The sequence below is a fragment of the Empedobacter sp. EJD.6dd genome (assembly GCF_057369435.1).
In genome coordinates this window covers 2238342-2253481 of the sequence record NZ_CM170667.1, presented here as the reverse complement: position 1 = coordinate 2253481, position 15140 = coordinate 2238342, and the positions used below count along the sequence as shown (strand labels likewise).

At 30.1% G+C, this 15140-nt stretch carries 16 protein-coding genes; 15 read left to right on the top strand and 1 reads right to left on the bottom strand.

All coding sequences use genetic code 11. The features are described from left to right. The first annotated feature begins 1 nt into the window (after position 1). The 9 genes from AC2I98_RS10675 to AC2I98_RS10635 all read left to right on the top strand — a co-directional run bounded on the left by AC2I98_RS10675 (position 2) and on the right by AC2I98_RS10635 (position 8711). Positions 2-1018, top strand: a complete 1017-nt coding sequence (locus AC2I98_RS10675) for a vWA domain-containing protein (protein ID WP_486411666.1) — start codon at positions 2-4, stop codon at positions 1016-1018. Beyond that, positions 1018-2028 (top strand): vWA domain-containing protein, encoded by a 1011-nt coding sequence (locus tag AC2I98_RS10670; RefSeq protein WP_486411665.1) that lies wholly within the window; start codon positions 1018-1020, stop codon positions 2026-2028. Before AC2I98_RS10675 ends, AC2I98_RS10670 begins: the two co-directional genes overlap by 1 nt. A 17-nt stretch (positions 2029-2045) precedes the next feature. Beyond that, positions 2046-2909 (top strand): tetratricopeptide repeat protein, encoded by an 864-nt coding sequence (locus AC2I98_RS10665; RefSeq protein ID WP_486411664.1) that lies wholly within the window; start codon positions 2046-2048, stop codon positions 2907-2909. Positions 2910-2953: 44 nt separating this feature from the next. Next, positions 2954-4708: a BatD family protein gene (locus tag AC2I98_RS10660; protein WP_486411663.1), complete on the top strand. Its 1755-nt coding sequence runs from the start codon at positions 2954-2956 to the stop codon at positions 4706-4708. A 157-nt stretch (positions 4709-4865) separates the two neighbouring features. Beyond that, a complete protein-coding gene (locus AC2I98_RS10655; RefSeq protein WP_486411662.1) occupies positions 4866-5492 on the top strand; it encodes a tetratricopeptide repeat protein in 627 nt (208 codons plus the stop codon). A gap of 108 nt (positions 5493-5600) precedes the next feature. Continuing rightward, a complete protein-coding gene (locus AC2I98_RS10650) occupies positions 5601-7037 on the top strand; it encodes a histidine kinase (protein ID WP_486411661.1) in 1437 nt (478 codons plus the stop codon). 6 nt (positions 7038-7043) lie between these two features. After that, a complete protein-coding gene (locus tag AC2I98_RS10645) occupies positions 7044-7799 on the top strand; it encodes a LytR/AlgR family response regulator transcription factor (protein ID WP_486411660.1) in 756 nt (251 codons plus the stop codon). Positions 7800-7881: 82 nt separating this feature from the next. Next, positions 7882-8496 (top strand): MarC family protein, encoded by a 615-nt coding sequence (locus AC2I98_RS10640; RefSeq protein WP_486411659.1) that lies wholly within the window; start codon positions 7882-7884, stop codon positions 8494-8496. A gap of 14 nt (positions 8497-8510) precedes the next feature. Then, entirely contained in the window at positions 8511-8711 is a 201-nt protein-coding gene (locus AC2I98_RS10635) for a hypothetical protein (protein ID WP_486411658.1), read from the top strand. Positions 8712-8754: 43 nt separating this feature from the next. Here AC2I98_RS10635 and rnpA read toward each other — a convergent pair whose 3' ends face one another. Further along, positions 8755-9135 (bottom strand): ribonuclease P protein component, encoded by a 381-nt coding sequence (gene rnpA, locus AC2I98_RS10630; RefSeq protein ID WP_486411657.1) that lies wholly within the window; start codon positions 9133-9135, stop codon positions 8755-8757. A gap of 111 nt (positions 9136-9246) precedes the next feature. Between rnpA and AC2I98_RS10625 the strand changes: the two genes are divergently transcribed. The 6 genes from AC2I98_RS10625 (at position 9247) to AC2I98_RS10600 (ending at position 15109) form a co-directional block, all read left to right on the top strand. Beyond that, positions 9247-9657: a BrxA/BrxB family bacilliredoxin gene (locus AC2I98_RS10625; RefSeq protein ID WP_486411656.1), complete on the top strand. Its 411-nt coding sequence runs from the start codon at positions 9247-9249 to the stop codon at positions 9655-9657. A 146-nt stretch (positions 9658-9803) separates the two neighbouring features. Continuing rightward, entirely contained in the window at positions 9804-10778 is a 975-nt protein-coding gene (locus AC2I98_RS10620) for a T9SS type A sorting domain-containing protein (protein WP_486411655.1), read from the top strand. 384 nt (positions 10779-11162) lie between these two features. Then, positions 11163-12161, top strand: coding sequence for a T9SS type A sorting domain-containing protein (locus tag AC2I98_RS10615; protein ID WP_486411654.1), 999 nt, complete (start codon positions 11163-11165; stop codon positions 12159-12161). A 253-nt stretch (positions 12162-12414) separates the two neighbouring features. Beyond that, positions 12415-13410 (top strand): aspartate-semialdehyde dehydrogenase, encoded by a 996-nt coding sequence (locus AC2I98_RS10610; protein ID WP_486411653.1) that lies wholly within the window; start codon positions 12415-12417, stop codon positions 13408-13410. 152 nt (positions 13411-13562) lie between these two features. After that, positions 13563-14105 carry an RNA polymerase sigma factor gene (locus tag AC2I98_RS10605; RefSeq protein WP_486411652.1) on the top strand — a complete coding sequence of 181 codons (543 nt, stop codon included), beginning with the start codon at positions 13563-13565 and terminating at the stop codon, positions 14103-14105. Then, positions 14102-15109, top strand: coding sequence for a hypothetical protein (locus tag AC2I98_RS10600; protein ID WP_486411651.1), 1008 nt, complete (start codon positions 14102-14104; stop codon positions 15107-15109). Before AC2I98_RS10605 ends, AC2I98_RS10600 begins: the two co-directional genes overlap by 4 nt. The last annotated feature ends 31 nt before the right edge of the window (positions 15110-15140 follow it).

Below are 15140 nucleotides of genomic sequence, written 5' to 3'. Positions count from 1 at the left end.
AATGCTAAATTTTGAGTTTCAAAATCCTTGGATCTTACTCTTATTACTTGCTTTGCCTTTCTTTATTTTTAGAGAAATTCGTAAAACAAGTCAGAAAAAAGCATCCTTAAAATTACCTTCTCTCAAAGCTTTCGGTGGAGCTAAAAGTTCGTTAGCAACATATAAACCACTACTGTTTTTGATGCGAATTATTGCGATGGCTTTATGCATTGTTGCATTAGCTCGTCCGCGTTATGTAGATGTTACAACAAAGGTAAAATCTGACGAAGGTGTAGATATTTTATTAACAGTAGATACGTCGTTGAGTATGTTAGCGCGTGATTTGAAACCAGATCGTTTAACGGCTCTAAAAGATGTAGCAAAAGACTTTTCACTTGGAAGAAAAACAGACCGAATTGGTTTAGTCGAATATTCTGGAGAAGCTTTAACTCGTGTTCCACTCACAACAGACCGAGATGTATTGACACAAGAAATTGAAATGTTGCATTCAGGAAGTCTGGCAGATGGTACGGCAATAGGAATAGGTTTAGCAACTGCTGTTAATCATCTTAAGAATAGTAAAGCAAAATCAAAAGTGGTGATTTTGATTACAGATGGTGTTGAAAGTGTAAATCCTTCCGGAGATTTGATGTATGTTTCGCCTATTCAAGCTGCTGATATTGCAGCAGATAAAGGGATAAAAGTGTATACAATTGGTATTGGAACAAATGGAATGGCGCCTATGCCTTATGGTTACGATATGTTAGGTGATTATGTTTTTGATATGCGTCCAGTACAAATTGACGAAAAATTGTTGGGACAAATTGCAGATAAAACGGGAGGTTTATATTTCCGTGCAACGAATAATGAAAGCCTGAAAAACATTTATCAAGAAATTGATAAACTTGAAAAAACAGAAATTAACGAAGTCAAATATTATAATTATACCGAATTGTTTGCACGTTTCTTATTACCAGCATTTATCATTTTAGTATTAGAAGCAATTTTAAGAAGAACCGTTTTTAAAGAATTAATCTAATGCAGTGGGGAGAATTACATAATATTTGGTTGATGATTTTATTGTTTATCGTTATTTTTTTATCGATAACAGTATTTCAATGGCGCGAACGTATAAAGAAAACCTTTGCAGATAAAGATTTATTTCCATTTGTTTTTCCAATCACTTCTTCTAAGCGTTATGGATTTAAAATTATCGCTTTTTGTGTAGCATTATTTTTAATTGTCATCGCCTTAATGGATCCTCTTTATGGAGAACGCGATGTACAAGTAAAAAGAGAAGGGATTGATATGGTTTTCTTATTAGACCTTTCTTCGAGTATGAATGCACAAGATGTTGCACCTTCTCGTTTAGAAAAAGCAACGAAGTTAATCACCGAAACATTAGGTCAATTGGGTGGAGATAGAGCTTCTTTGGTTGCTTTTGCAGCCAACGCTTATACAATTTCTCCATTGACAAATGATTATGCAGCAATCGAAAGTTATTTGCAAAATGTTAATACAGAGTTAATTTCAAGTCAAGGAACAAATTACTTAAATGCGATTCAAGAAGCAGCTAAAACATTCAAAGGTTCAGCAAATACAAGTAAATTAATTGTTTTAATTTCTGATGGAGAAGATAACGAAAATACCGTAAATCAAGCATCTAAAATAGCAAAAGATAACGGAATTCATATTGTAACAGTTGGTGTAGGAACAGATAAAGGAGCTCCAATTCCAATGTACTACAATGGCTACGCCGAAGACTATAAAAAGGACGAAACGGGGTCTACAGTTATTACAAAATTAGAAGATAAAAATCTACGCGAATTAGCACAAGATACAAACGGAACTTACATACATTTAGATAATACACAAGATGCATTATCCGCATTATCAATGTATAAAGCCCGATTAGATAAAAACGAAATTGCTAACTCTACAACAAGAGATATGAATCATATTTTTCAGTGGTTTTTAGCGGTTGCGGTGTGTTTACTTTTTGTGGAATTATTAACATCTGAATATAAGATTTTTAACAAAAAGAAATAGTAAGTTTGTATGGTAAAATGATGTATTTTTTAAAACAAATAGGATTTTTAGGAATAATGCTTTTATCCGTTTTTGGTTATAGTCAATCGAAAGCGAAAAGCTACATTATTGAAGGAAATGAGTATTATCAAAAAGGAAAATTTGATAATGCAGAAGTTGCCTACAAAAAAGCTACAATGGAAGATCCAACTTCTATCAAAGCAAATTACAATTTAGGAAATGCTTTATTTCAACAAAAACGATATAAAGAAAGCATTGCTCATTACAAACGTTCTGCTGAAGTTTCGAAAACAAAGAATGATAAACATCTTGCCTATCACAACTTAGGAAATGCGTTTATGCAAGAAAAAGATTATCAAAATGCGGTTGATAATTATCGACAAGCCTTAAAAAATGATCCAAAAGACGATGCAACACGTTACAATTATGCTTTAGCAAAAAAAATGTTAGAGAAAGAACGTGAAAAGCAAAAAGATCAAAATAATAAAGACAATAAAGACAATAAAGATCAGAATAAACAAGATCAAAAAGATCAGCAGAAACAACAGCAACAAAATAAACAGAATCAACAAAACCAAAATAACCAAAAGCAAAATCAGAATCAGTCACAAAATCAACAATCTGATCAGCAAAAACAGCAAAATAAAGGAGGTAATCCGAAAGCTGGTGGTGAAAATGGAAATAATAAAGGACAAGGAAATAATTCGTCTCCAGAAATAAAACAAGGAAATAATGGAGATGGAAAAGAACAAGATAATGCAAAGAATAATTTGGGAGATGGTTTGCTAAAAGCATTACAAAACCAGGAAGCCAAAACTCAACGAAGAATTATTCAGCAAAAAGCAGAAAAACAACGTACAACAACATCTAAGGATTGGTAATGACAACGATAAGAGTTATAAATAGCTTTTTAGTGTTTGCCCTAGTGTCTATAACAACGTTAGCACAACAAATTAGTTTTAAATCGGATGCAGATAAAACGCAGGTCGGTTTAGGAGAAGCATTTACTGTGGGCTTTTTTATCGAATCTAACACCGATAGTTATACGATTGATCAGGCAATGAAATATCCTCCACATAAAGGATTACAGATTGTGGGCGAACAACGTTCTCAAAACGTATCCTATGTTAATGGACGTGGAATAATAGAAGATGGAATTGTTCTAGCTTTTGTAGCAGAAAAAGAAGGAAAATATAGAGTTGGAGCAGCAAAAATTGTTATCAACGGAAAAACATATACTTCAAAGCCTGTTGATGTTATTGTGAAAGGAACAGGTTTAACACACAATAGTTTTAGAAGTAATACATCGCAACCTGTTTTTTTAGAAAGTAAAGTTTCTAAAACAAATCCTTATGTGAACGAACAAGTAGGTTTATCGGTAAAATTATATGCAAAAGATTTGTCGTATTTAAATCGTAAACAGAATTTTCGTCAAGGAAATTTAGATGGATTAAGCCCTAAAATAGTAAAAAGTTCTCCCGAAAATATCAAACAAGAAATAGTTGCTGGTAAACAATATTTCTCAGAAGAAATTGCACGTTATTATGTATTTCCTCAAAAACCAGGAAAAATTGAAATTGATCCATTTTCAGTAGATGTCGTATTGCCAACAACGTATGGAGCAGAACCTGTAGAAGTACGCAGTAATCCAGTCGTGATTAATGCAAAAGAATTACCAGAAGAAGGTAAACCAAAGAATTTTAGTGGCGCTGTAGGGCAATTTAAAATGAATGCTTCGGTTGATAAAAAAGAAGTATCAACAAACGAAAGCATCAATTTTGATGTTGAAATTGTTGGAACAGGAAATTTCAATACCATTAATTTACCTGAAATAACAACACCAAAAAATTTGGAAAAATTTGCGCCTAAAAAACGTGATGCCTACAAAACGTATGATACAGGAATGAAAGGTAAAGTTGCAGAGCAAACAGTTCTTGTTCCAAATTATGGAGGAGAATACACGATTTCGCCTGTAGAATTTAGTTATTTTGATCCTGCAAAAGAAAAATATATAACATTAAAATCTGATTCAATTAATATTAATGTTTCAGGTTCTAAAAGTAATAATGCTTCGACAAGTTTAGCTTCTAATTTGTCTACGGATTCTACATTTTCGGATAAATTTGATGAGATAAAGAATGATGTTAAAGAAGGAAAAAGTGGTTGGTTATGGTTAACAGGAGGCGTAATTGCGTTGAGTGCAGGAAGCTTATTCTTGATGAGAAAGAAAAATAATCCTTCTGAAAAAGAAAGTAATTTACCTAAAATAAAACCACTTAACGAACAAAATAATTTCGAAGCTTTTCAACCAAAAACGGAAACACAAAAATTTACATTGGTAGAAAAACCAACAATTAATTTACATCAAATTTCTGTTGAATTAGAAGAATTGAAACAGAAAATAAAAGCAGAAGATCAGAAAGATTTTTATCAATTACAAGAAACCATTTTGTGCAATGTTGCAATGAAGAATACTAACATAGATTTAGCTAATTTTTCAGACGAAATAATTGCAGCTAAGTTAACCGAAAATGGTGTAAGCGTACTTGCTGTAGAGCAATGGAAATTGTTGTTGAATAATGCAAGACAAGCGAAATATGCTTTCGGAGGATTGAATCAAAATTTAGAAGAAGTTTTCGAAGCAACACAAAATGTAGTAGAAGAATTAATGCGAAAATAAATTTCAAGTTTTTTAGATCGTAAAAGGGATAATCTCAGTTTTGAGTTGTCCCTTTTATTTTACAATTCATCCAGTATATTTGACGATTCGGTAACATATAATTTCATAAAAAAAGTGTTTGTAAGAACTTTGACTCAACAAATAAAAAACACAAATTATGAAAACAATCTTCTTAACAATCGTAACATTATTTTCAATATCAACTTTTGCACAAAATAAATTTGAATCAGATTTGAGTAATACTTTAATAGAATGGAACAAAGGAAATCATTCTTCAGAAGCTAATTTTAAGCAATTAATAAATACTTATCCTAATGAATGGTTACCAAAATATTACTTGACTTTATCTGAAATCTTGAAAACATTTGAATCTACAAATACAGATAATAACGAAAAAATCTTATCACAAGCAAAAGATCAATTAGATGATTTATTAAAAAATAATCCGTTAAATACTGAGATTTTAAACTTAAAAGCCTTGTATTTAACTGCAGAATTAGTGCAAAATCCAATGCAAAATGGTGCAATTTATTACCCAGAAATTTTACAAACTTATCAAAAATCGTTGGCATTAAATCCTACAAATCCACGTTCTGTTTTAGGATTAGCAGAGTTTAATATCAATTCTGCAAAGTACAGCGGGATGGATATTACACAAGATTGTAAAAATGTAAAAAAATCTTTAGCTTTATTTGATGCTGAAAAGCCAAAGAATAACGAACCAAAATGGGGAAAAGATCGCGCTGAAAAATTATTGAATAATGAATGTAAAACCACACAATAATGATAGCTTTATTTGCTCAGTTTATTCACGAAATTATTTTTTGGTTGATTAATTTAATTGCTTGAAATGAATAGTGATGTAAAAAAAATAATTTTTGTATTAATACTAATGATTTATTCATTAGTATCAATTAAGAATGAAGAAATTGGAAATAATATTATTAAATATTCAGCTTTAGGATTTATTATTTACAAATTTATTTATGGAATAATTGTGTCCGAAAAGAAATTGATTTTACGTAATATTTTAATCTTATTCGTTGTCAATATTTTGATATATAGCGTATTGTTTTTTACATCTCCTAATGTTACAATTGATCAATATTTTCATCCAGAAGCTTTAAAATATTTTGTTGGATATTTTGCATTTGCATTTGCTGCATCGTTTATTAATACAAGTATATTTCACGATTTTAGACAAAATCTGCCTCAATCTGCTAATCCAAATAAAATTATCAGAAAGTATTTTTTGCGATCTATTTTTAGCACATTAGGTTTATATTATGTATTCGTAAAATTTGTAAATCCTTTATTGGATAAAAAAATATTTTATGATCAATTGATCAATTATTTTTTGGTAGCTTTAATAACTTCATTTTTTTTAGGATTATTTTATTTTATCGATCGAAAAAAGAATAAACTTGAGCAAGAAATTGTAAAAGAATCAACAAAAGCAGAAACTGCAACTGCACAATTCGAAACATTAAAAAACCAATTAGATCCTCATTTTCTTTTTAATAGTTTGAATGTTTTAACAGGTTTGATTGAAGAAAATCCAGATAACGCAATAGATTTTACAACGTCACTTTCTAAGATTTATCGTTATGTTTTAGAACAAAAAGATAAAGAAGTTGTTCCGATTCAAGAAGAAATAAACTTTGCGAAAACCTATGTTAATTTACTAAAATTGCGTTTTGAGAATAGTATTGATTTTGAAATAGAACAATCAATTTTTTCAGAAAACGAATTTATTGTTCCCCTTTCATTGCAAATTTTATTAGAAAATACAATCAAACATAATGTGGTTTCGGAACAAAAACCATTAAAAATAAAAATTTCTAAAAAAGACAATTTCTTAATTGTGGAAAACTCTTTTCAACCTAAAGAAACAATCAAAGATTCGACGGGAATTGGATTAAAAAATATTATTAACCGATATCAATTAATCTCTAATCGAGAAGTGCTTATCGAAAAAAATGAAGAAATTTTTAACGTTAAACTTCCTATTTTAACACAAAAAAATACAACTATGAATACACAATCACAAAATATTGATGAGCAACAAGCCTATCAACGTGCCATAGAACGAGCTAAGGAATTGAAAAAGTTTTATGCACATTTAGGAACTTATGTTGTAATGAGTTTATTCTTTTTTATTCTGAATTTAGTTACAAGTAATGGACATTGGTGGTTTTATTGGCCAGTTTTAGGTTGGGGATTGGGAGTTGCACTAAATGCTGTAAAAGTTTTTGCGTATGGTTCTGGTTGGGAAGAAAATAAGGCTAAAGAAATCTTGGAGAAAGAGCAAAATAAAAAATGGCAATAAATAGTGATGAAAATATTAATTATAGAAGACGAAAAACCAGCAGCGCGATTACTAAAAAGACGTGTAGAAAAATTGGGTTATCAAATTCATGAAATGCTACATTCTGTCGAAGAAAGTGTTGCTTGGTTGAAGGAAAATCCAAATCCAGATTTAATTTTTTTGGATATACAATTGTCAGACGGGTTGTCTTTTGAGATTTTTAATCAAGTAGAATTGTCTTCTTCGATAATTTTTACGACAGCTTATGATGAATATGTTTTGAAGGCTTTTAAGCTAAATTCGGTAGATTATTTGTTGAAACCAGTTGATGAAGAGGAATTGAAATTTGCACTTGATAAATTCGAAAAACAATTTCAGCAAACTTCATCTAGATTTAATTTAAATGAATTGAAAAGTCTTTTTTCAACCAATAAAATCGAGAAATTTAAAGAACGTTTTTCCATCAAAATAGGAACTTCAATCAAAATTATTGAAACCGAGAATATCGAATGTTTTTTTAGCGAAAACAAAGCAACTTACATTCACTCAAAAGAGAACCGAAATTACTTGATTGATTTTTCCTTAGATAAAGTAGAAGAACAACTTGATCCGAAGAAATTTTTTAGAATTAACCGTAGTCAAATTATCCAAATAGATTCGATTAAGGAAATTACAATGTATTCTAATTCAAGATTAAAAATAATTTTAACTACTTACAACGAACAAGATATGATTGTAAGCCGAGAAAAAGTGACCGATTTCAAAAATTGGTTAGATCAGTAAATCTATTTAAACTTGAATATTATAATTTGACAAAAAACATCTACTTTTGTACCAACCAATTATAAAAATTAAGAAACAAGAAATGGATAGTATTACATCTTTTTTTCAGAAATTCTCTTTCAACCAAATCGGAACCACTTTTGCTGTTCTTTTTGCAGTTATTGATATTTTAGGAAGTATTCCAATTATTGTAGGAATCAGAAGTAAAGTTGGGCATATACAGTCCGAAAAAGCTTCTATTGCAGCAGGAATTTTGATGATTTCTTTTTTATTCTTTGGAACAAAAATTTTAAAATTAGTCGGAGTTGATGTTCAGTCATTTGCTGTTGCCGGAGCTTTTGTGATTTTTATCATCGCTATTGAAATGATTTTAGGAATTGAAATTCAAAAAGGTGTAGAATCTAACTCTGCATCCATTGTTCCTATTGCGTTTCCGTTAGTTGCGGGTGCAGGTTCTTTGACAACTGTACTTTCACTTCGTTCTCAGTTTTCAGATATTAACATTGTGATAGCGATTATATTAAATATGTTAATCGTATATTTGGTGCTGAAATTTGCAGGAAAACTCGAAAAATGGATGGGACCTGGAGTTTTATCGGTGCTGAAAAAAGTATTTGGAGTAATTTTATTATCAATAGCGATTAAATTATTTACCTCAAATATTGGCGCATTGTTTATGAATGAAATTAAAATTTAAAAATTCATTATCAAATGAAAACATATATTTATATCGCGACAATCGTTTTGTTGATAGGATTAGGTTACAACCTATATGAGATGGATTATAAAGCTGGATTGATGGCTGAAGGAAACTTTCGTAGCGTTTTAGGAATTGGAGCTTCTGTTTGCGGCTTGATCTTAGTATCTGTTTACTTTAGTTTTTTCAGATTACAAGCAAATCTTAAGAAATAAACCATTTATTTCATTAAAATAAAAAAAAGATTAATCAGTTCGATTAATCTTTTTTTGTTTGTATCACTTCGTTTAATTTTTCTAATAAAACTTTGACAGATTGCTCTATCACTTCAAAAGATTGAGGTTTAGATGATGTATATATCATCACTAAATCAATAGAATAATCAAGAGAAGGTAAAACTATTAATTTATTTAAACGATAGGCTTCTTTTGCACGACGTTTTAATAAATTTCGATCAACCGCATGTTTGAATTTCTTTTTCCCAACACTTACTCCTACTCGTATATCATAATCCACTTTTGGCTTGATTTTGTAGACAAATCTGATGGGATGAGAAACAAATGTTTTTCCATCAGAAAATAATTCATCGAATGCTTTTCTGCTTTTAAGTTTCTCATTCTTACCAAAAGTCAATTTCATATTGCTAAATTCTACGTAAATTTGTAACTGCAAAAGTAAGTAATCTAAAAAGTTTTAGAATTATGTAACTTTGAAAATAATTTATTTTTATTAAAACAAAAAAAGAAGAATATGTATCCAGCAGAAATAGTAATGCCAATGAAGGCTCAGTTAACTTCTAATGGTTTCGAAGATTTAACTACTCCAGAACAAGTAGAAGCAGCTATCAAACAAGAAGGAACAACTTTGGTAATGGTAAATAGTGTTTGTGGTTGTGCCGCAGGTGCAGCACGTCCAGGTGTTGTAATGTCTTTGGATAATGACAAAGTTCCAGCACATTTAACAACAGTTTTCGCAGGTTTTGATAAAGAAGCTGTAGAAAAAGCACGTGAGTTTTTTGCTCCATTTCCTCCAAGTTCTCCAGCAGTTGCTTTATTTAAAGATGGTGAATTAGTACATATGTTAGAGCGTCACCATATCGAAGGACACTCTGCAGCAGCTATCGCAGAAAATTTAAAAGCTGCTTATAACGAGTTTGCTTAAAAATAAGATAAAAATCATATTAAGATTTATTTAATCCATAATCCTTGTGATTATGGATTTTTTATTTTTAAAAATTTTTCTTTTGCATTATTATTAATTAGTTTTATTGAATAATTAAAAACAATTAACACTAAAAATTAATAATTATGAAGAAAATTTTTACTCTTTTATCAATTGCAGTATTATCTACAATAACATTAGCACAAGATAATATAGCTAAATTTGATGCAAATATTCATGAATCTGTTATTTCTGAAAGTACTCCTATAAATAAGGCTAATCAAACATTTTCTCAACTATCAACTCAAACAATAACAGCCGGTAGTGCTTCTGTTGCATGTAATAATGTTCAAGCACCTGTTACAATTACTAGGTTTTATGATTTAAAAGCGGATTATGGTATTACTGGTGCATTTATACCTATTTCAGTAGATGTTTTCGGGAGAGCATGGGATAATACTTTAATCGAATCTACAATTGTATATTATAATGGAACTACTTATGGTAGTACTATTCCGTTCACATCTGTAACAGAAACAGATAATTATGGTAGTATTTCTTTAACAGCATCTACTAGTGCGAAATGGGTTAATATTGAGTTTTCAGATGCTTTTCCTATTGCTGAAGGACAAAAGTTTGGAGTTTCTTCTGTATTTACGATGACTGGATTACAAAATAATTGGAGTGAATCATTTCAACCTTGGTTAACAAGCCAGGCGGGTTTAACTGAAACACGACCAGCTTATTTTGGTAATCCGTTAGGTGGCTGTGTTGTCATTCAAGGTAGTTATGCAGATGTTAGAACGAATGTTAATGGAGGTGCTGCTTATATTTATCCAGTAGGAAATATTACTGGATCTACTGAAACGATGGGTACTGTAGAATTAGGTTCTACAAAATTAGCTGTATTTCCAAACCCTGCTACAACAGAGATTAACATTAAATTAGAAGGATCTAAAGTTGCAGACGTAACAGTTGCAGATGTAACAGGAAGAGTTATTCCAGTTAAATTCTCTAAAGATGGTAAAGTGAATACATCAACTTTAGCAAAAGGAGTTTATTTCTTAAGAGTTAAAGATGACAAAGGAGTTACAAGAATCCAAAAAATCATCAAAAAATAAATTTATCATTATTATAAATTAACAAAAAGAGGAGCTATTGGCTTCTCTTTTTGTTAATAAAACTTATAATATCTCAATTTTTTTTAAAAATTTAAGTAATAAATATGATAACAAATTCAATAGAAGTGATTGTTTTATAAATCATTAAATATGAAAAAACAGCTGTTAAAATCCAATTCTATAAAAAAAAATTCTTGCGAGTTTATTTCTATAGAAAAATATAAAGGATATACGTTTTTCATTAACATTGATTAAAATTCTTTTACTAGTTAATAATCATGAATTTTATTAATTATGATGTTAATTTTTTTGTATAATATATTTATTAGAGTATATTTATATGAATAAATTAACAAAAAACGAAATTAATTTAAATTAACAATTATGAAGAAAAAGCTTACTCTACTCACTATTTTATTAATCAATTTTATTTGTCTAGCACAAAATACAGATTTATTAAAAACAAACATTGTTACTAAAACAAATAGCATTCCTGAATTAGTAACAAATAAACAAGATAGTCTATTATTTTATCAAGAAATATCTTCGCTAAATGGAATGTTATCACAAGTATTAAATGATGGAACTTATATTGCTTTAGCAGACGATTTTATTCTGAAAGAAAATAGTAATGTAAGAAAAGTAATGATTGGAGGATATCAGAATGAACATACATTTCCTACTGAAGTTTCTCAAGGCATAATTCTTTATATTTACGAAGATGATAAAGGAAAACCTACTGGGTACCCTGGTAACAATGTAACACCTGTTGTTAAAATTGATATTGATAAAAGTCATGAAGCCTATTATATAGAAGAAGATCCTGATACTGAGGGAATTTATTATTTTACAATAGATGTACTAAAAGCATTAGGTCATAATCTTATACTTTCAAAAGATAAAACATATTGGTTGGTATTTGCAGCAAAAACAAATTTATTTGATATGAACGATAGTATGTTAAATTTTAATTGGTTTGTTGGGGATTCTAATTATAATTCTGCCCAAGTAATCGATCCAAGTAATATTTTAAAAGGTGGATTAACATCTTGGAGTACAGTATCAGAAATAGTTGAAGATAGTACTTACAATGGATTAGCTTTTGTTGTTATTGGAGAATCCTCTTTAGGAACAGGAGAAGTATTTTCAAATGTTAAAGACATGAATGTGTTTCCAAACCCAATTAACACTGAATTTAATGTGTTATTAAAAAATTCAAAAATTGCACAAATTCAATTAACAGATCTAACAGGTAAAACTATAAATGTAAATGTTTCTAAAGAAGGTAAAGTGAATACTGCATCACTTCCTAAAGGAGTTTATATTTTAACAGTGAAAGATGATAAAGGTGTAACTCACACTCAAAAAATCATCAAAAAATAATTGTTGAAAAAAAGTTTATAAACAATTATTGAAAAGTGGAACAATTTGTTTCACTTTTTTTATGTCTAAAATTCTTTCATTAATGATTTTCATCAATTTTAATTCAATGAAAAGTTTAAAAACCTGAATTAACATCATAACATAAATTATATCATATCAAATTGATTGCTAAACCTATGAAAGAGAGAAAAATGTATCGAAATAATCTGTAAATTAGCATTTCGAAATTTATAATACATTATTTAATAAACAAATGAGAATAGCAGTCGTAGGCGCTACCGGAATGGTCGGCAGAGTTATGCTCCAAGTTTTGGAAGAAAGAAATTTTCCAATCACTGAAATTATACCAGTAGCATCAGAAAGATCAATAGGGAAAACTATTGAGTACAGAGGAAAAGAATACAAAATTGTATCAATGCAGGATGCTGTAGAAATGCGACCAGATATCGCAGTTTTTTCGGCAGGTGGAGAAACTTCCAAACAGTGGGCGCCTAAGTTTGCAGAAGTTGGAACAACTGTAATAGACAATTCATCGGCTTGGAGAATGGATCCTAACTGTCCGTTAGTTGTTCCAGAAATCAATGCAGATATTTTAACAACAAGCGATAAAATCATTGCAAATCCTAATTGTTCTACAATTCAATTGGTAATGGTTTTAAATCCATTGCACAAAAAATATGGTATCAAACGCGTTGTTGTTTCTACTTATCAATCGGTAACAGGAACAGGTAAAGATGCTGTAGAGCAATTGAATGGAGAAATAGAAGGTCGTGACGTTGCGAAAGTTTATCCATATCAAATCTTCAAAAACGCATTACCTCATTGTGATGTTTTTGACGAAGAAACAGGTTATACAAAAGAAGAGTTAAAATTAACACGCGAGCCTCGTAAGATTATGCGTGTTGATGAGATGAATATTACAGCAACTGCAGTTCGTGTTCCTGTTCAAGGAGGACATTCGGAGTCTGTAAACATCGAATTTGAGAATGATTTTGATTTAGCCGAAGTTCGCAAATTATTAGCAGAACAAGAAGGAGTTACGTTACAAGATAATCCAGATACAAATACTTATCCAATGGCTTTCTATTCAGAAGGAAAAGATGATGTTTTTGTTGGTCGTATTCGTCGTGATATGTCTCAACCAAATACATTAAATTGTTGGATTGTTGCTGATAATTTACGCAAAGGTGCTGCGACAAATGCAGTACAAATTGCCGAATATTTAGTAAAAAATAAATTGGTAGGATAAGATTCTATCATAATATAAACATAAAAAAGTCGCTTTTTGAGCGACTTTTTTATGTTTAATAAATAAGTTTTCAGAACTTTAACAAATATTTTACGTTAACAAAGCAACCATAAACGTAATTTTCGCATCTAAACAGAAGAAAGAAAAGTATTTTGGACGAAAAACAACTGATAAAAGCTTGTATCAATAATGATTCGAAAGCACAGCGACTGCTTTATGAAAAATACGATGCGCGTTTTTTTGCAGTATGTAAACGATATTTTACGGATATACAGCAAGCAGAGGATGCTTTGGTTAAAGGATTCTTGAAAATTTTTCAGAATCTACAGCATTATTCGTTCGAAGGAAGTTTTGAAGGTTGGATGAGGAGAATTATGATTAATGAATGTTTGATGGAATTGCGGAAAAATAAAATTTTTCATCTCAATGTAGACGATTACTCTTCTTCTATTTCATCTAATCAAGAAGCTTCGCAACAAATAGAAGAAGATGATGTAATGAAACTCCTCAATTATTTGCCCGATGGTTGTCGTCTCGTATTTACCCTCTACGTTATTGAGGGGTACAAGCACAAAGAAATTGCCGAAAGTTTAGGAATTACAGAAGGCACATCGAAATCGCAACTCAATTTAGCGAAAACCAAATTGAAGGAAATGTTAAGTAAGAATGAACATATAAAATCAAATTTATCGTGAACATAAATGATCCAATAGAAGATTTATTTCGATCAAGAAGTAACGAAACTGTCGGCGAAAAACCGAGAGATTTGGTTTGGAAACGTATTGAATCTGGTTTGCAGAACGAAGAAAAGAAAAAGAAACCAATTCGCGAATTCGTTTCGAGTGTCTGGTTTTCTGCAGCGGTTTTTGCGTTAATTGCAATTCCTTATTTTGTGCTTTTTATCGAAAATATTAATACAGAAAATAGAGAAAATTCTCTTCAAATTGTAAAAACAAATGCGCCAATTGTTGAGCAATCTCCTGTTGAACAAGAAGAAATAAAAGTGTTGGAATCTAAAGATAAAACTTTTGATGAACCAATAGAAATTGTGAAGAATGATAAGGTTGTTAAACAATCTGTGTACAAGGTAATCGAAGAAAATACTGTTGGTGCAGCTGCAAGTGGAAGCTATTTTCCTGAATTAAGTAAAGCTTCTGCTCCTGCTGCTGAATATTCAGCACCTAAAGCAATGGATGCTCGTTCACAAGTTTTAGATTCGATAGAAAAAGAAAAACAATTTGCTACTTTAAATGTAAATGGATATGTGAAAGATTCAGTTTCCATGAAAACAAATGGTTCAATTGTAATTAGAGGGACTTCAAGAATAAAAGATGATACTTCTAAAGTGATGAAAATGTCTGTAGTTGCAGATGAAAAAATGGCGAATACTTCTTTGCAAGAAGCTTCTGTTTTGCAGGTTTCTCCAAAAAAATCAACAATAGATAATTCATCTATTTTATATAAACCATTAAAATTTACAGTAAAATCGGATATTTTGCGTACAAATTTTAAACTGTTGAATGTTTCAACTCCAACTAAATTAGTTTTTGAAAGTTCAACAAATAATGTGATTATTACTTTTCAGAAAGTGAAAGACAAAATTACATTGACTACCAATCAACCAAAGATGGATGCTGTTTTATTGGGGATTTTGGAGAAGAATAAAAAAGAGATTTTTACTTACTATGAAATAAAGTAACAAAAAATATTTATTTCCTCGAATTGAGTGA